Raw genomic sequence first — 17,150 nt, 5'->3', positions numbered from 1 at the left:
TCCATTAAATCATCGCTTTTCACTATTTTTTCACTAAAAAACGATTGACATTTGCACAATAATATATAAAATGTAAGTAACTAAAGGTGGCTAAGTATGCCCTCGTGCGTCTGATGTCAATGGAATGACAGAATCATTATACCGCACGTATATCAAGGAAGAAAGGAGGGGCATCGAATGGCAGGAATATCTCTAAATGGTGTTTACAACCATTTCATACAGGACTACGTGTCAAAAGATGTTACACAGGCCGACGCACATCGTAAGGATGAGCTTAGGGATGTGTATAAATCGATTGCAAAAATAAACAAAAACTCCCCTCTTTATTTACTTTCAAATGATGACGATGTGCGTATTGACGCAATAGATATTAAAGAGCGTGCAAGACAGCTTCAGAACAGTATCTTTAACCTTAGCGATCAGGAAGATAAATCTTCCCTGAATCACACTTCCGCTTTCTCGACAGATCCGGACACGGTAGCTGCTTCATACATCGGCAAGACTCCGAACGAAGATGTCGGAACGGCAGGTTTTGATATCGAAGTATCACAGCTCGCTTCGCAGCAGGTAAATACGGGACTTATGCTTTCAACGGATTCATCAAGCGTACTTCCTCCCGACAATTATTCATTTGATGTAAAAGTCGGCGAGCAGGAATTTGAATTCCAGTTCAGCATTTACGGTGCCGACAAGAATATAGATGTACTTCAGAAACTTGAAAAGCTGATAAACAAGGCCGACATAGGTCTTTCAGCCGAAATAATAGAGGGAACCAATAATCGCTCTGCGCTTCAGATTTCATCCAAACACACAGGTCTCCACCCCGGAGAACTCAGCCAGTTTGAGATATATGAAACTGACGGAGAACTTAAAAGCGGTGCTGTTGCCGCTCTCGGGCTTGATATGGTTTCCGCTCCCGCTTCCAATGCGCACTTTGCGTTAAACGGCGACGAGAAAACAGCCATTTCAAACCACTTCACAGTCGGCTCCAAGTTTGACATCCACTTAAACGGTGTCACAGAGCCCGGCGATTCGATACATGTCGGTGTCAAAAAAGATAACGAGGCGCTTGTAAACCATATAACTGCCCTCATCGACAACTACAACAGTTTTGTAAACGACGCCGCCCAGGAACACGACGCCAAGTACAAAGGCGACAAACTCAGGTCTGAAGCAATATCGATCGCACGCCAGCACATAAAAGATACCGAAGCGCTCGGAATCAAGCTTGAAGGAGACGGTGTAATATCGATAGATACAGACACACTCAAGGAAGCTGTTACAACAAGCAATAACACCGACGCACTTGAGCCCATCAAGAAATTCTCGGAATCACTTCTTTCGATGGCAAAAGAGATCTCGGTAAATCCTATGAAGTACGTTGATAGGCCTGTCGTTAATTACAAGAACCCCGACAACAAAGAAAACGTGGCTTCACCGTACATCACAAGTGAGTATTCAGGCATGATGTTCAACAATTATTGTTGAAGCCTGTTTAACATAGAGAAGCAGCTCGCCAAACGGCGGGCTGCTTCTGCTTTACGCATTATTTATGCATTCTCTACACTAAGGTTAAGCGCTTCCCTTATAACCTGATCCATATTGTAATACTTATACTGGCCAAGCCTTCCTCCAAAGAGGATATTGGGAAATTCTTTTGAAAGCTCGGTATATTTCTTAAAGAGCTCATTATTCTTATCATCATTCATCGGATAGTAAGGCTCATCGCCATGCTTCCATTCTGCAGGATACTCCCTTGTGATAACCGTTCCTTTTCCCGTTCCGTATTCAAAATGCTTGTGCTCAATTATTCTGGTAAAAGGAATCTCGCGCTCAGTGTAGTTCACAACAGCATTTCCCTGATAGTTATCAACATCCGGAAGCTCCTCTGTCTCAAATCTGAGTGATCTATACTCAAGAGTTCCAAGCTTGTATCCAAAGAATTCATCTATCATTCCGGTAAAGAGAATCTTATCAAAGCTGTCGCCTGTTACTGAAGTGTAAGGCTCATCAGGAACATTTCCGCTCATATTCACAAAATCATAGTAATCAACGGATGTCTTTACCGTTATTGTTCCGGAAAGCTTCTCAGAATCTGCGCTGAGAAGAAGGAGCTTGGAAACAAGTTCCGTATATCCGCCGATAGGAATACCCTGATATCTGTCATTGAAATAATTATTGTCGTAAATAAATCTCATGGGAAGTCGTCTTATAATAAACGCAGGAAGTTCCTTGCAGTCTCTTCCCCACTGCTTCTCGGTATAACCCTTAACGAGTTTCTCATAGATATCTCTTCCCGCAAGGCTGAGCGCCTGCTCTTCGAGATTGTCGGCAGAAAAAGTATCCGTTCCCTTTTCCTTATTTATCCTTGCAATCTCTTCCTTGGCCTGCTTGTCTATGATTTCTTTAGCTTCATCGGGAGTCTTAATTCCCCACATTTTGCTGAAAGTATTCATGTTAAAAGGAAGATTATAGAGCTCATCTCCGTAAACAGCGACAGGGCTGTTGATATAGTTATTGAACTCCGCAAATCTGTTCACATATTCCCAAACTTCTTTGTCCGATGTGTGGAAAATATGCGCTCCGTATTTGTGCACATTTATTCCAAGTTTATTCTCTGTATAGATATTTCCGCCGATATGCTCTCTTCTGTCTATCACAAGCACATCTTTGCCCTTAGTTGCCATCTCATGTGCAAAAACTGCACCAAAAAGTCCGGCCCCAACTACCAAATAATCGTATTTCATATCCCCGATTGCATGATATTCGCTTAACTCATGCTTTTCCTTTCTCTGATATTCCCCTATTATACCCTCTCACGGCATTTGTCACAAGCAAGCTTATCCATACACAAAAAAACAGGACAAAGAAGATTTTGTCTTCTCTGTCCCGTTTGTTAATTATTCTTTTAATTAAGCTCGTATCAGTCAGCCTGATATTTGTCTAACTGTGAAAAATCACCCATCATATCAAGAATCTTCTTACGTCCTGCTTTGTTAAGCTTAACATACTGCTGCATTACACGGTTCTCAACGATCTTCTTACCAAGATCTGCGCCCTGCTCAAGTGTTGAAAAATCAACAGGGTTAAGATTCAAACGATCGCACATTTTGATAACTGTTCCGTAAGCCATTCCCTCAATTCCTCTATCAAGTGCTGTAACCAATGTGCTGTATGGTATAGACATATCTATAGCAAACTGTCTTACGCTCTTATACTGCAGAAGAATTTCCTTCTTCAAAATTTCAGCTTTTGTCATGTTGCATAACCTCCTAAATCTTTTCTCTTTTGCGTCTCTTTTCTTTTGCATCCCCTAGTCTATCACATAGACGTTATTTCGTCATTCCTTTTTAAGAAAATTACCTGCTAAAATTTTCTTAAGAATAACGACACTTTTTCGGCAATTTAACGAAATTGTAGGAGGAAACATTTTTTTGCGAAAGTGTTCACACATTTATCACATTTTATTGTTAAAATATGAGACTTTTTCCCGTTCACCCCCTCCAAAATCTTCCGATATTGCCTAGGATTTCTATATATTATTATACGAAAAAACAAATAGTACGCAAGTACTATTTGTCGTAAATTTCTTAATGTTTTTCTGTTGCATGAAATATCCGGAACCCTATATTCCACGCACATCTTCAATTCTATTGTTTAAAAATGACATAACCTCGTTGTATATATCTTTCGGAATACTGTATATTTTGTGAATATTTCCGTCACACAAAATATCAATCGTACCCATTTTCTTTTTCACCGAGACAATATTTTTAAAATCAATGACCTCCTTGGCCATATCATTATTCCCTTTGAATTCAAGGCGTTCCGAGTAGATACTGAGTATGCCTTCTTTAAAGCCTTCCGTAGCCTTTACCTCATATTCCGGGTCATCAACCCCAAGAACCGAATCAAAGCCGCGTGCGCCCGTTTCAGACTCCATAACAGGCGTCGTAAGATCGGCTTCTCTGATCCTTCTCTCGGATGTTTCCTCGTCATCGTCGTCAAATTTAACGACATTGGTCTCGATAAGTCCCGACACCGTATTGTATGCCGCTTTAATCGCATATCCCGAATTAACCAGAAGCGTGATATTCTTGCTCCTTATCTTTTGCCTGAACTTAAGTGCATGGAAGCCCGCCTTAACCGCAAAACATATTGTTTCTCCCGCTTTCACCTCATACAGCTGTTTTTCGTCAAGAAAGACCATCATTACATTCCCGTCCGCGCTCCTATGTCCGACGCATGCAATCTGTATCAAATAGTCCTTTCCGTCTTCAAAAAGCTTCTTTCCGCACATCGGGCAGAAATTTATTCTAAGATTAATATTATCCGGCAAAACTCTTTTACAATTAGGGCAATTCATGCACACTCACCTCATAATATTTTTTATCATAAAAGCCTGAACATCACTCGCTGAGCAATTTATCCAGACGTTCTGAATCAAATCCCGCATCCGCATTGGACTTTATGATATCCATCATCTCGTCGTTCTCGCTATTTATCTTCTCACTGAGGAAAAGACCGTCAGCCTTAAGGTATCTCATGATCTGACCGATGCAGACATGCTTTCTCTCAGCTATTACTATGTCAAAAGACCTTTCTGCCCACGGAAGCCTCATTGTATTCACATCTCCGAACGCAACGTCATCGGCGATAAGTCCCGCAATTCCGGCCTCAAATGAGTTAGCGCACACACCGGCTATAAAAGTATCGGGACAGCTACTCTTTATGTATGATGCATTTGCTCCAAAACCACAGGTAAAATCGAGAATTCTAAGTCCCTCTTTTTGCTTGGAATAGAGATCTATAACACTATCTGCTGCCTCAAACCACGGAAGCGAATAGCCCCAGATATCAAATCCCCATTTATCTATAAATTTGTTTCTGCTCTCGGTCATGGCGTTCTCATTCTGAGCAAAACCGGTTCCGCCATTGTGATAAATAAAAGCGTTCTTGCAAACATACTGTATAAAACCTGCCCTGGCAAGTCTGATTCCAAGATCGTCGTCTTCAAAATATCCCGGAGAAAAACGCTCGTCAAAAACTTTATAATCCTCCGCAACGCACCTTACAGCCTCTCTTGACAGCATCATCGCAAACCCCGTAAGCCTGAACCTCTTGATATATGCCCTCTTTACGGGATAAGAATGTGCAGCAGCATAGTCTTCAAATATCTTGACACTTCTGTCAACTCCAAGCTTCCTGTGCCAGAGCTCACCAAGTTCCTCTCCCGCATATCCGGACAGTTCCTCAGGCGTTACTTCCTGAAGCGACGCGCTGTTTGAAAGTGCACTGACAGCACCGACATTTCTGTTGTCATAAAGCCCCATTCTCATGAAAAGCACTGCATTCTGCGTAAGGATAGCATCGTTATTAAGATAGAAAATATCATTGTTCCTGTCACAACACACACTACCTATGTTGCACCCTTTGGGAAAACCTGAGTTTTCATCATTGAGAATTAGCTTGAACCTGTAACTTACGCTCTTTGCCTTTTCTTTGAGATACTCTTTCACTCCGTCTTCCGTAGATGCGTTATCCACAACCACGATCTCATATGAACCGTCAGGCACATATTTTTCAATCGAGTCAATGCATCTTTTCAAAAGATCGAGATCATTGTGCGACAATATCATAAAGCTAAGCTTCCTGACTCTGAGTGTACGGCTCTGCTCAAGCCCCCTCATTGCCTCTTTAATGACTTCACTGTCACTTTCATCATCGCAATACATCAAAGCCGTTTCCAGAGCAAGGTACGACAGGTTGACATTGATGTCTGCATAATATAGTCCGAGCATATAAAAAAGCTCGTAGTTGCCCCCGTCATAGGCAATTCCTCGAGCTATTGCATCATATTCCGCCGTCGAATCGGCTAACGCTTCCCATAGAGAAGCCTCCAAAATACACAGCTTAGCTGCATCCTTCGGCTCTTTTTCACCAATATGTAAATACTCTTCCTGAAATTCGTATAACGCTTCCTTATAGTCTCTCGCTTCTATAAGTTCCGTCAGCTTTTCATACATTTTATTCCCCACCCCTGCTACTATTTGCGAACACCGCGGATCACCTTATACTTACATTTATGGTATCTTTTGCAAAAAATAATGTCAAGCGTGATGACGTTATAAAGTGTTTTGCCTATCGATAATATTTTATTGACTCTTCAAAGCTGACTTTAGGCTCCCAGCCCGTGTCTTTTTTTATCTTTTCACCTGAGACTTCAAGCGAAACAAAAGGATTGGCCCTGTTACCGTAGCTAATTAGGCTCTCATCCGCTCCGACACACTTTGCGGCTCTTTTTACGAAATTCATTAATCTGTCGCAGTCACCGTTTGCGATATTATAGACCTCTCCGGTCACTCCTTTTTCAAAAAGAGCTATTATCGCATCTGCGGCATCTCCCGCATCGAGATAATCCCAGTACTGTTCGCATGAACTGAGACTTACTTCCTCTCCCGCCGCAAGTTTCCTTACAACATCGGGAAGCATTCTGCCTGAGGGCTCATATTTTCCGATAAGGCTGAATATTCTTCCCCAGATAAAGTCGATTCCAAGGATCCTTGCTTTTGACTCAGTCAGATAATAAGCTGCTGCCTTGCAACTTCCGTAGGCTGTAAACGGCTCAAGTGGAAGGTCTTCCGTTATGGGTCCGCTCTTAACTCCGTACTCAGCCTGTGACCCTATGCCGATTACCCTTATCGAAACGTCCATATTTTTGCTTTTAAGGCATTTATCTTTAATATCGTGGGCAGAATCAAGCAAAAGCAGAGATGCGTCTATATTTCGCCTCTGAGTATCAAAATCGTCTCTTGCCCCTCCCCAAGACAGATGGAAAAGAGCTATCGCCTCCGCACCGCTTATATCATCGTCATCGATATAACCGCATATTTTGTCGTAGTCTTCCATATCGATGAGCACTTTTTTCAAAGACTCGCTCTCAGAAAACCTGTCATTGTGAGATGAGCCCTTTCTTCCTATCGCATAAACTTTATACCCATAATCTAACAGGTGCTCTGTCAGATTAGCTCCCGCAAATCCAAAGGCACCTGTCACTATGGCAATCTTACCATTATTTTTCATATTTATTACGCTTTCCCGCAAGCTTTCTTTATCACGTTTGCCATGAACTCAATCTTGTCATCGTTAAGCCCCGGATATACTCCGATCCAGAACGCATTGTTCATAACATAATCTGTCACGGACAGATCTCCGACAACTCTGTAATCGCCGGCATCATCCACACTCTTCTTGCAAACGAACTCATCGAAGCAAGGATGCTTTGTAACATTTCCACTAAAGAGAAGCCTTGTCTGAATGTTGTTATCCTCAAGAGCCTTGGTAATGGCATTTCTTGTAAGTTCGTTGCCGTTTCCATCCTTAGCTCCCTCTTTTACGCCCATGATAAATCCAAACCATGAAGGATTGCTGTTCTCAGCGGGCTCGGGAAGAATAAGAACGTCTTTAAGACACTCAAGCTTCTCATAAAGGCTCTTCCAGTTCTTTCTTCTGGCATCGGCAAAACCAATGAGCTTATCAAGCTGCGCGCATCCGACTGCCGCCTGCATATCTGTAGCCTTGAGGTTATATCCGAGATGGCTGTAAACATACTTATGATCGTATCCGACGGGAAGTTCACCAAACTTACCATCAAATCTGTGACCGCAGAAATTATCTTTTCCGGGAGGGCAGATACAATCGCGCCCCCAATCCCTGTAACTTCTAACAAGTCTGTGAAGAAGGGCATTGTCCGTATATACACATCCGCCTTCACCCATCGTGATGTGGTGCGGAGGATAGAAACTTGATGTTCCAATATCGCCCCATGTTCCCGTAAATGCTGTCTTTCCGTCAATCGTATACTCAGAACCGAGCGCATCGCAGTTATCCTCAACAAGCCAGAGTCCGTGCTTATCGCAGAACTCTCTTACAGCCTTGAGATCAAACGGATTGCCGAGTGTATGTGCGATCATTACTGCTTTTGTCTTAGGGCTGAGCGCCTCTTCAAGCATCGTAACATCAATATTGTACTGAGGAACGGTAACATCAACAAATACAGGTACTGCGCCGTACTGCATGATAGGTGCGACCGTTGTGGGGAATCCACAGGCAACGGTAATTACTTCGTCGCCTCTCTTTATCTGTCTGTCGCCGAGTTCCGGTGCCGTAAGTGCCATAAAAGCAATAAGATTGGCTGAAGATCCGCTGTTTACAAGGCTTGCGAATCTTACATTCAAAAGCTCCGCAAATCTCTTTTCAAATTCATCGGTGTATCTTCCTGCGGTAAGCCAGAAATCAAGTGAAGAATCCACAAGATTTATGACTTCCTTCTCATCAAAAACTCTTCCCGAATAAGGAATTCTGTCTCCCTCGGTGAAGCTGTCATTATCTTTTTTCAAAAAGCGGTTATAATAATCCGCAACAAGGTTTAAAATCTGCTCCCTTGCCTGCTGCTCGCTGTTACTCATCTTTTACTCTTTTCTCCTATACCTGTTTATAATACTCTTTTATCTGGTCTGTCATGCACTCTACGGCTTCGCCCTTAAAATAAGCGCATGTCCACTCTGCTGTCTTTGCCACTGCGTCGTCAATATTCCATTTTGGCGACCACTTAAGTCTACTCTTTATCTTGGAACAGTCAAGTTTTAAGAAACTTGCTTCGTGAGGACCGCCGTCAGGTCTTATCACTATCTTTATTCCATGTCCCTTAAACGCCTTATTACCCGCATTTTCAGAAACAAGTTTGTTCCAGGAATCCACAAAAGCTCCCGCAAGTCTGCCCGCAGTCACCGCATCGTCATCGTTTGGTCCGACATTGTAGTAGCCCGCATAGGACTTATCTTCATACTGCTTCTGTGCAAGAAGGATATACGCCGAAAGTGCCTCGAGCACATGCTGGAAAGGCCTTGTGGAATCGGGGTTTCTGAGCACTATGTCATCACCCTTCTCCGCTGCTCTCACACAATCCGGAATAAGTCTGTCGTTGGCAAAATCTCCTCCGCCTATGACATTTCCGGCTCTTGCGGTAGATACCGCTATTCCAAGCTCGTTAAAAAATGAATTTATATAAGAATGTGTTACCAGCTCAGAACACGACTTACTGTTCGAATACGGGTCGAATCCGTCGAGTTTCTCATCCTCTCTGTATCCCCATACCCACTCATTGTTCTCGTAAACCTTATCCGTGGTAACATTCAAAAAAGACTTAACGCTCGGGCAGTTCCTTACGCATTCACACACGTTTACGGTGCCCATCACGTTTGTTTCATATGTATATCGCGGATCCTTGTATGAATCCCTTACAATCGGCTGAGCCGCAAGATGAAAAACAATCTCAGGCTTTGCCTTATCAAAATACTCTTTTAATTCCTCAAAATTCCTAATATCGCCGATATGCGAGTCCATCTCATTCGCAATACCGGAAATCTCATACAGATTCTCTTTTCCCTCAGAAGGCGCAAGAGAATATCCGTATACATCGGCCCCGGCCATTATCATGATCTTGGAAAGCCAGCTTCCCTTAAATCCGGTGTGGCCCGTTATGAGCACTCTTTTCCCTTTGTAAAAATCTAACATCATTCACCTTTCTCTATCTCGGCAGCCTCTTTCTCATAATCAGCCGCCTGTTCTTCGTTGCCAAGCGCCTTGTAGCACTTTGCAAGCGCAAGCCTCGGAATTTCCTTGCTTGTCTTAATATCCAAAATGCTGGCGCACTCGTACGCCGCATTGTAGAACCAGACTATAGCTTCGTCATAGTCATCTTTTCCAAAATAATATTCCCCGAGCTCACAGCACATCTCACTGCACATCTCGGTCGCAGCATCCTTAAGAGAATACTTTAAAAGCGCCTCCGCATCTTTTTCAAGAACAGCAATATGCGCAAGCACGCAGCTCGCCTCCTTGACCTCATCAACGCTCCTGGTACTGTCTTTTACAGCTTCCGCAAAAAAATCTTTTGCCTTGATGAAATCATCATCGGTGCCCGCCATAAAAAGCTCTCTGGCGTACATTCCATGAAGCCTCTTGGAAATGCGCCTTCCGCTTTCCACAGCCTTTCTGAAAGAAGCCAGATCGCGCGATGCATGGTTCTCTTTTGGCCTGTGTATAATCTCGACCTCACTGTTGCAGATAACAGGGTCTATGGCAACCTGCTCGTGGATCGGATCCTCCCACTTAAAGCTCCTGACTCTCTTAAAGAGCTTCGGGCGAAGTTCTCTGTCATAGTTATAAACCGTTCTGAATGACAACTGATTGCAATAATACATCTGAACGATATCGATATCAAGTTCTTCAATATCCTTTTTGAGCTGAATAAATCTCTGCCTGTTGTCCTCGTCCAGCTCCTCATCCGCATCCGCGGAATATATATAGTCACATGTTGCAAGTGAAAAAGAATAATTTCTCGCCTCGCTGAAATCTCCCGTCCACTTAAAGTCGTAGACCTTGGCGCCGTACTCCTTGGCAATCTCAACAGTCCTGTCCTCAGAGCCCGTATCCACAACAATCATCTCGTCAACAATCCCCTTAAGACTCTCAAGGCATCTGCCAAGACTCTCCTCTTCATTCTTAACTATCATACAAAGACTGATTGTTATCATATTCCCCCTCCACACTTATGTAATGCCATCATGTGATTACGTATCAATTTTACATTAAAATGCTATGTCTTTCTATAATTTATTGCCCGCAAAAGTGTATTATTGTAGAATTGTATTTAATGACTTAATTTGGTGGAAAGATAAATGATTCAAAAGTTTTTTGGTAAAAAATATATCTGTATATTGAGCTTGGTTTTTGTAGTATTACCGGCCTGTTTTGGCTGTTCAAAACCTACTGAATCCGCAGAAGTAAGCGCTCAAAAAGCAATGGGAACTCCGGCTCCCGCGCCTGCTCCCTTTGACAACAAAGAATTTATCGAAGAATCTTCTCTTACAAGCGCCGGTGAAGATCCCGCCGCAGCCGCTTCCGAATATACTCCCATCAAAAATTACGATTCTAAACTCAGCGTCCCGACTTACGTTACGCAAATTAACGATATTTGGTTTATAGTTGACTGTTACCACAACAGAGTAATCTACTCCGATTCACTCGAAAAGCCCCTTGAAGAATGGGACATCATGACATCCGACGCCACAAGACCTCACACGATTGCAAGTGACGGAAATGTCTATATGATCGACGATACGGACAACAACCGCGTTCTTATTTTTGAAAAAGTCGATGATAAATTCATCCACACACAGAGTTTCTACGACATCGGAATACGCCCGCACTACACGGTCTACGACGAAGCCACCGATACTTTCTACGTGTGGAGCTCAATGACGGGAGAACTCTTCTGCTTTAGGACTGACGATTCCACAAACAGAGTTTATCTCACGGACAAAAGAAAAATCGATTCACTTGACGGCATCTATATCCGTTCATTCTCTATAATCGACGGTGATATCTACCTTGTTTCCGGCGTTTCCGAAGAAGGAGCCGAGGCAACCGTCCTTCAATGCGACCTTGCAACGTTTGAAATCAAGCAGGTCTACGCCGTTCCCGATGAACTTGCCGGAATGGTTCAGATAACCAAGATACAGGATTACTACTATATCTCTGTTTCTACGGATAAAGCAGGAAATCAGGATGTTGCGACAATCGTGCGCACAAAGTCCCTTGAAGACCTTGCTGCCGGAGAGTACGAAGACATATACTCAACGTATTTCCTGGGAGGCGGAACTCCTTACTACATCTCTTCGGTTGGCGACACATATTTTCTTACAGAGCACCGCCTTACAGACCATGCACTCTGGTCTTTCAAAGTTGAAGATAATGAAATCACAGACGTACAGCCGATTTTCTAGCCCTGTGTCAATTAATGAATCAATTTTTATAAAAATTTAATTTTTTTCTTTATCTCTGAACAATTTCCTAGTAAAATTGAAATAGGAGATATGAAAATGAGAATATTCGCAAACGTCAAAACGTCAATCAATCGATACAAAGATTATCGCACTATGACCAAAGACGATTTAGCGGACTTCTATCAGTCAAAGTGCGACTACTATCAGGAGTATGTATGGGTATGCCTGGTAGTCGGAACTATTCTTTCAGTTTTTTACATAGTTCCCGATTATCTGCTTAACGGCAGTATTATTCCCACGCTCATACCGAGGCTAACGGTATTGGGTATCCTTTTGTTGTTCCTTGTATCGCTCCATTTCTTTCACAGCAGAACAGCCATACTAACGGCAGACTACTTTCTTGTTCATTCCATTATTGTTGCCACCATATTTACAACTTATGCCCTCGGCATCAAAACCCTCGCAAGTGAGTTCTTCCTCATAATGAATCTCATCTTTCTTATTGTGGGCTTTGTGGCAAGACTAAGGGAGATAATTTTTTCATATATCGTTTTCTTGATTGAGATCCTTATCTCACACTTTATTATTCACTACGAAAATCTTCCCGTTATAATCATACTCACGATCCCGTGCGGACTTGCAGTAATCTTCTCACACGCGATCCTAACCTTCATATATCTCGACCACTACAGACTCAGCCAGAAACTTGAGCTTGCAATGATCACAGATCCGCTCACCCAGGTTTACAACAGACATCTTTTGGAAAAAATTGTCACGAAAAACGCTCTCATAAATATGGAAGAGCCCATTGCGATCGCAATGCTCGACATAGATAATTTCAAGAAACTAAACGACGATCACGGCCACTACACAGGCGACCTCACCCTCCTTTACATGGGTCAGAAACTCTCAAAAGAAACTCATTCCGACGACTACGTTATCCGCTTCGGCGGCGAAGAGTTCATCGTCATATTCAAAAAATGTGACATCAACAACGCCTGCGCCCGCATGGAGCAATTCCGCCAAGACATAGAAAAAGCCGAAGACTCCCCCGTTCCGTTCACCATTTCCGTCGGAGTCTCCAAATACACCGGCGACTTCTCCAAGACCATTCAGAACGTAAATAACGCCCTCACCAAAGCCAAGAACTCCGGCCGCAACAGTGTTGTTGTGGTGTAAGCGGTAGGTCGTGGGGAAGGGGACGTAATCGAAAGGGCAGAGGTATATATTTTAGCACCTTCTACAACGTAAAAAATCATAGTATATAAGAGTTGAATGGGCCTCTGAGCTCGTCGGTACTTATGCCACGTCTTTTGTGGCATTAGTACCGCTACGAAGCGAGGGGAGCGCAAGCGTCCCTGAAACTCTTATATACTATGATTTTGTATTTTATAGCTGTGTAAACTCTTTACTCTTCCGATGTATCCCCAACAGGCTTTCCGCCGGTTGCGAGCCACTTGAGGTATGCATTGATGAACGGATCGAGTTCTCCGTCAAGTACGCCGTCTGCGTTTGATGCCTTAAAGCCTGTACGTGTGTCATTTACCATTGTGTAAGGCTGAAGCACGTAAGAACGTATCTGGCTTCCCCAAGCATTGTCTTTTACCTCTCCACGGATTCCGTCAAGCTTAGCCTGATTCTCCTCCTGCTTCATGATAAAGAGCTTTGCTTTGAGCATCTGCATAGCCTTGTCCTTGTTCTGGAACTGTGAACGCTCATTCTGGCAGGCAACTACAACACCTGTAGGAATGTGAGTGATACGAACAGCGGATGAAGTCTTGTTAATGTGCTGTCCGCCGGCACCACTTGAACGATAAGTGTCAATCCTGAGGTCATCAGGGTTAATCTCGATATCAACATCTTCCTCGATATCAGGCATTACATCACATGATACGAAAGAAGTCTGTCTCTTAGCCTGTGCATTGAAAGGGCTGATACGAACAAGTCTGTGAACACCGTGCTCAGACTTAAGAAGTCCATACGCATTTGTTCCCGAAATCTGGAATGTAACAGATTTGATACCTGCTTCGTCTCCGTCAAGAAGATCGAGAACTTCGGTTGTGAATCCTTTTCTTTCTGCCCATCTTGTGTACATACGATAGAGCATGCTTGCCCAGTCGCAAGCCTCTGTTCCGCCTGCACCGGCGTTAAGTCTGAGAATTACATCATATTTGTCATAAGGCTGGTTAAGAAGATTGCTGATTCTGATATTCTCGAGAGTATTCTCAAAATCATCAAGCTCAGATCTGATCTCTGCTGCCATATCATCATCGTCAACACCCTCTGCGTTCTGCATATCGATGAGGTCGATTATGTCTCCGTACTGCTTGTTGAGCTGATCGATCCCTGCAACAAGATCCTGCATGTTCTTAAGATCTTTTGTCTTCTTGTTTGCCTTCTCGGCATTATCCCAAAATCCGGGCTCCTCCATCTCACGGCTGAGCTCTTCTATTATCTTTTTCTTATTATCCAGATCAAGAGACGCTGTCACTTCTTCAAGAGTGCCTCTGAGATTCTGAATTTCAACTTTCATTTGATCAAGTATTACCATTGTGTTCTCCTATGTCCTATTCGCGATACGTTTGATTTCATCGGTATTTCTTTTGCCAAAACGTATCACTTATACCCTGCCGCAACAATTCTTATATTTCTTGCCGCTTCCGCAAGGGCAGGGATCATTGGGATAAACCTTGGCTTCGACTCTCTTAACGGGAGCCTTCTGAGCTGAATCATCCTTGTTTGTTCCTGTAACCTTGGCAACCTGCTCACGCTCTACCTTCTCTTCGATATGAACATGGAAAAGAAGTCTGACTGCATCTTCCTTGATTCCCTTAGTCATATCATCAAACATCTCGTAACCTGCGAGCTTGTACTCAAGCTTAGGATCTCTCTGGCCGTATGCCTGAAGGCCGATTCCCTGACGAAGCTGATCCATATCGTCAATGTGATCCATCCACTTTCTGTCGATTACTTTCAAAAGAATTACTCGCTCAATCTCTCTTATTGTCTCGGGCTCAGGGAATTCTGCTTCCTTAGCCTCATAGAGTTTAACGGCCTCTTCCTTGAGCTGCTGGATAAGACCTGACTTTGTAAGATTATCAATACGTCCTCTGTTGATCTTCTTAAGAGGAATTGTAGGAAGGAGGATCTCATTGAGCTCGTTGAAATCCCAATTATCTGAATCATTCTCCTCGCCGACAACAGTCTCAACAGATGATTCAACGATATCCGTGATCATCTTGTAAATAGCATCCCTCATGGATTCTCCGTTGAGAACTTTCTTACGCTCAGCATAAATAATCTCTCTCTGCTCATTGTTAACCTGATCGTACTCAAGAAGGTTCTTTCTGATTCCGTAGTTGTTTGACTCAATCTTCTTCTGTGCGGTCTCAATAGCCTTAGAAAGTGATGAATGCTCGATTTCCTGACCATCGGGAATTTTGAGCGCATTAAACATAGCAATAAGTCTCTCTGAACCAAAGAGTCTCATAAGATTATCTTCAAGTGAAAGATAGAACTTAGATTCACCGGGATCTCCCTGACGTCCTGAACGTCCGCGGAGCTGGTTATCGATACGTCTACTCTCGTGTCTCTCTGTTCCGATTATCTTAAGTCCACCTGCTGCCTTTGCTTCTTCATCAAGCTTAATATCGGTACCACGGCCCGCCATGTTTGTAGCGATTGTTACAGCGCCGTGCTTACCTGCCTCAGCAACGATCTCAGCTTCCATCTCATGGAACTTCGCATTAAGTACCTGATGCTGGATTCCTCTCTTTTTAAGGAGCTTACTGAGTTCTTCCGAAGCCTCGATTGTAATTGTACCTACAAGAACAGGCTGTCCCTTCTTGTGTGCCTCTTCTACAGCATCACAGATAGCCTTGAGTTTCTCTTTCTTGGTCTTGTACATTGCATCCTGAAGATCCTTACGGATAACAGGCTCGTTTGTAGGAATCTCAATAACGTCCATTCCGTAGATATCACGGAATTCTCTTTCTTCTGTAAGAGCAGTACCTGTCATACCACATTTCTTTTCAAACTTGTTAAAGAAGTTCTGGAATGTGATAGTTGCAAGAGTCTTGGACTCTCTCTTAACTTTAACATGCTCTTTTGCTTCTATAGCCTGGTGAAGTCCGTCTGAATAACGACGTCCCGGCATAACACGACCTGTAAACTCATCAACGATAAGAACCTCATCGTTCTGAACGATGTAGTCGTGGTCTCTCTGCATTAAGTTATTTGCTCTGAGAGCAAGGATAATGTTGTGCTGAATCTCGAGGTTCTCGGGATCTGCAAGGTTCTCGATATGGAAGAACTTCTCAACCTTGGCAACACCCTGCTCGGTAAGGTTAACGATCTTGTCCTTCTCATTTACGATGAAGTCACCTGTTTCCTCTCTCTCAATGCCCATGATGGCATCCATCTTTGAGAGGTCTTCCATGTCTTCACCTCTGGTCATCTGCTTTGCAAGAATGTCGCAAGCCTCGTAGAGCTTTGTGGACTTATCAGACTGGCCTGAAATAATAAGGGGTGTTCTTGCTTCGTCGATAAGGATTGAGTCAATCTCATCGATGATCGCGTAGTTAAGTCCGCGAAGAACGCACTGTTCCTTATAGATAGCCATGTTGTCACGAAGATAGTCAAAACCGAGCTCGTTGTTTGTAACATATGTAATATCACAAGCGTAAGCTGCTCTTCTTTCCTCAGAATTCATGCTGTTAAGTACAACACCGACAGTAAGTCCGAGGAATTCATGAATCTTACCCATCCACTCAGCATCACGCTTTGCAAGATAATCATTTACTGTAACGACGTTTACGCCCTTTCCTTCAAGTGCATCCAGATATGAAGGAAGTGTGGCTACGAGTGTCTTACCTTCACCTGTTCTCATCTCTGCGATACGGCCCTGGTGCAAGATAACTCCACCAATGAGCTGTACTCTGAAGTGTTCCATTCCAAGTACACGTTTACCTGCTTCACGAACAACTGCATATGCCTCAGGCATGATGTCATCAAGTGTTGCGCCCTCGGCAAGTCTCTTTTTAAATTCTTCAGTCTTTCCTCTAAGTTCCTCATCTGACAAAGACTGCATTATAGGCCTCATAGCCTCTATAGAGTCAACCGTGCTACGGATCCTCTTAAGCTCCCTCTCACTATGTGTTCCTATTATTTTGTTAATAATACTCATCTCTTTATTTCTCCCTAAAAAAGGGTATACTGACCCCTTTTATTTAGCAAAAGTCCGTTGTACATTGTAACAGATTTGCATAAACTATTCAACTTTCTACATATAAAAAGCAGCTA

Annotated in this window: 13 protein-coding genes; 3 read left to right on the top strand and 10 right to left on the bottom strand. The window is 43.2% G+C overall.

Going from position 1 to position 17,150, the window contains the following annotated elements; translation table 11 throughout:
* Nucleotides 1-177 precede the first annotated feature (177 nt).
* Nucleotides 178-1,488 (top strand): flagellar filament capping protein FliD, encoded by a 1,311-nt coding sequence (fliD, locus tag BM398_RS02465; RefSeq protein ID WP_092336288.1) that lies wholly within the window; start codon nt 178-180, stop codon nt 1,486-1,488.
* Nucleotides 1,489-1,550: 62 nt separating this feature from the next.
* On the opposite strand, the gene glf is transcribed toward fliD, so the two are convergent.
* From glf to BM398_RS02425, 8 genes are all read right to left on the bottom strand, one after another.
* The gene (gene glf / locus BM398_RS02460) at nt 1,551-2,747 is read right to left on the bottom strand and encodes a UDP-galactopyranose mutase (RefSeq protein ID WP_092336287.1); all 1,197 of its coding nucleotides are present in this window, start codon (nt 2,745-2,747) and stop codon (nt 1,551-1,553) included.
* 176 nt (nt 2,748-2,923) lie between these two features.
* A complete protein-coding gene (locus BM398_RS02455; protein ID WP_026515661.1) occupies nt 2,924-3,259 on the bottom strand; it encodes a hypothetical protein in 336 nt (111 codons plus the stop codon).
* Nucleotides 3,260-3,625: 366 nt separating this feature from the next.
* A complete protein-coding gene (locus BM398_RS02450) occupies nt 3,626-4,366 on the bottom strand; it encodes a zinc ribbon domain-containing protein (protein ID WP_092336286.1) in 741 nt (246 codons plus the stop codon).
* A gap of 43 nt (nt 4,367-4,409) precedes the next feature.
* On the bottom strand, nt 4,410-6,026 hold the full coding sequence (locus BM398_RS02445; RefSeq protein WP_092336285.1) for a glycosyltransferase: 1,617 nt from the start codon (nt 6,024-6,026) through the stop codon (nt 4,410-4,412).
* Between the two features lie 115 nt (nt 6,027-6,141).
* Complete coding sequence (locus BM398_RS02440; RefSeq protein ID WP_092336284.1) at nt 6,142-7,083, bottom strand: NAD-dependent epimerase/dehydratase family protein; 942 nt, start codon at nt 7,081-7,083, stop codon at nt 6,142-6,144.
* 5 nt (nt 7,084-7,088) lie between these two features.
* Nucleotides 7,089-8,468 carry a lipopolysaccharide biosynthesis protein RfbH gene (gene rfbH / locus BM398_RS02435; RefSeq protein WP_092336283.1) on the bottom strand — a complete coding sequence of 460 codons (1,380 nt, stop codon included), beginning with the start codon at nt 8,466-8,468 and terminating at the stop codon, nt 7,089-7,091.
* Nucleotides 8,469-8,484: 16 nt separating this feature from the next.
* Nucleotides 8,485-9,576: a CDP-glucose 4,6-dehydratase gene (gene rfbG, locus BM398_RS02430; protein ID WP_092336559.1), complete on the bottom strand. Its 1,092-nt coding sequence runs from the start codon at nt 9,574-9,576 to the stop codon at nt 8,485-8,487.
* Entirely contained in the window at nt 9,576-10,598 is a 1,023-nt protein-coding gene (locus BM398_RS02425) for a tetratricopeptide repeat-containing glycosyltransferase family 2 protein (protein WP_092336282.1), read from the bottom strand. The genes rfbG and BM398_RS02425 overlap by 1 nt, the downstream gene beginning before the upstream one ends.
* Before the next feature lie 144 nt (nt 10,599-10,742).
* Between BM398_RS02425 and BM398_RS02420 the strand changes: the two genes are divergently transcribed.
* Entirely contained in the window at nt 10,743-11,849 is a 1,107-nt protein-coding gene (locus tag BM398_RS02420) for an NHL repeat-containing protein (RefSeq protein WP_092336281.1), read from the top strand.
* 96 nt (nt 11,850-11,945) lie between these two features.
* On the top strand, nt 11,946-13,028 hold the full coding sequence (locus tag BM398_RS02415) for a GGDEF domain-containing protein (protein WP_175531810.1): 1,083 nt from the start codon (nt 11,946-11,948) through the stop codon (nt 13,026-13,028).
* A gap of 229 nt (nt 13,029-13,257) precedes the next feature.
* Here BM398_RS02415 and prfB read toward each other — a convergent pair whose 3' ends face one another.
* Together prfB and secA are read right to left on the bottom strand one after the other, a co-directional pair.
* Nucleotides 13,258-14,400 (bottom strand): peptide chain release factor 2, encoded by a 1,143-nt coding sequence (gene prfB, locus BM398_RS02410; protein ID WP_026667385.1) that lies wholly within the window; start codon nt 14,398-14,400, stop codon nt 13,258-13,260.
* 69 nt (nt 14,401-14,469) lie between these two features.
* The gene (secA, locus tag BM398_RS02405) at nt 14,470-17,034 is read right to left on the bottom strand and encodes a preprotein translocase subunit SecA (protein WP_026667386.1); all 2,565 of its coding nucleotides are present in this window, start codon (nt 17,032-17,034) and stop codon (nt 14,470-14,472) included.
* Nucleotides 17,035-17,150: the final 116 nt, after the last annotated feature.

This window comes from Butyrivibrio sp. M55, from assembly GCF_900116865.1.
Taxonomy (GTDB): Bacteria; Bacillota; Clostridia; order Lachnospirales; family Lachnospiraceae; genus Butyrivibrio.
This window is presented reverse-complemented; position numbering and strand designations above follow the sequence as displayed.

Excerpts from the sequence above, each read along its gene's own strand:
- secA (WP_026667386.1), bottom strand. The coding sequence starts at position 17,034 with ATGAGTATTATTAACAAAATAATAGGAACACATAGTGAGAGGGAGCTT.
- fliD (WP_092336288.1), top strand. The coding sequence starts at position 178 with ATGGCAGGAATATCTCTAAATGGTGTTTACAACCATTTCATACAGGAC.
- BM398_RS02455 (WP_026515661.1), bottom strand. The coding sequence starts at position 3,259 with ATGACAAAAGCTGAAATTTTGAAGAAGGAAATTCTTCTGCAGTATAAG.
- BM398_RS02415 (WP_175531810.1), top strand. The coding sequence starts at position 11,946 with ATGAGAATATTCGCAAACGTCAAAACGTCAATCAATCGATACAAAGAT.
- BM398_RS02445 (WP_092336285.1), bottom strand. The coding sequence starts at position 6,026 with ATGTATGAAAAGCTGACGGAACTTATAGAAGCGAGAGACTATAAGGAA.
- BM398_RS02420 (WP_092336281.1), top strand. The coding sequence starts at position 10,743 with ATGATTCAAAAGTTTTTTGGTAAAAAATATATCTGTATATTGAGCTTG.
- BM398_RS02440 (WP_092336284.1), bottom strand. The coding sequence starts at position 7,083 with ATGAAAAATAATGGTAAGATTGCCATAGTGACAGGTGCCTTTGGATTT.
- rfbG (WP_092336559.1), bottom strand. The coding sequence starts at position 9,576 with ATGTTAGATTTTTACAAAGGGAAAAGAGTGCTCATAACGGGCCACACC.
- BM398_RS02450 (WP_092336286.1), bottom strand. The coding sequence starts at position 4,366 with ATGAATTGCCCTAATTGTAAAAGAGTTTTGCCGGATAATATTAATCTT.
- BM398_RS02425 (WP_092336282.1), bottom strand. The coding sequence starts at position 10,598 with ATGATAACAATCAGTCTTTGTATGATAGTTAAGAATGAAGAGGAGAGT.
- prfB (WP_026667385.1), bottom strand. The coding sequence starts at position 14,400 with ATGGTAATACTTGATCAAATGAAAGTTGAAATTCAGAATCTCAGAGGC.
- rfbH (WP_092336283.1), bottom strand. The coding sequence starts at position 8,468 with ATGAGTAACAGCGAGCAGCAGGCAAGGGAGCAGATTTTAAACCTTGTT.
- glf (WP_092336287.1), bottom strand. The coding sequence starts at position 2,747 with ATGAAATACGATTATTTGGTAGTTGGGGCCGGACTTTTTGGTGCAGTT.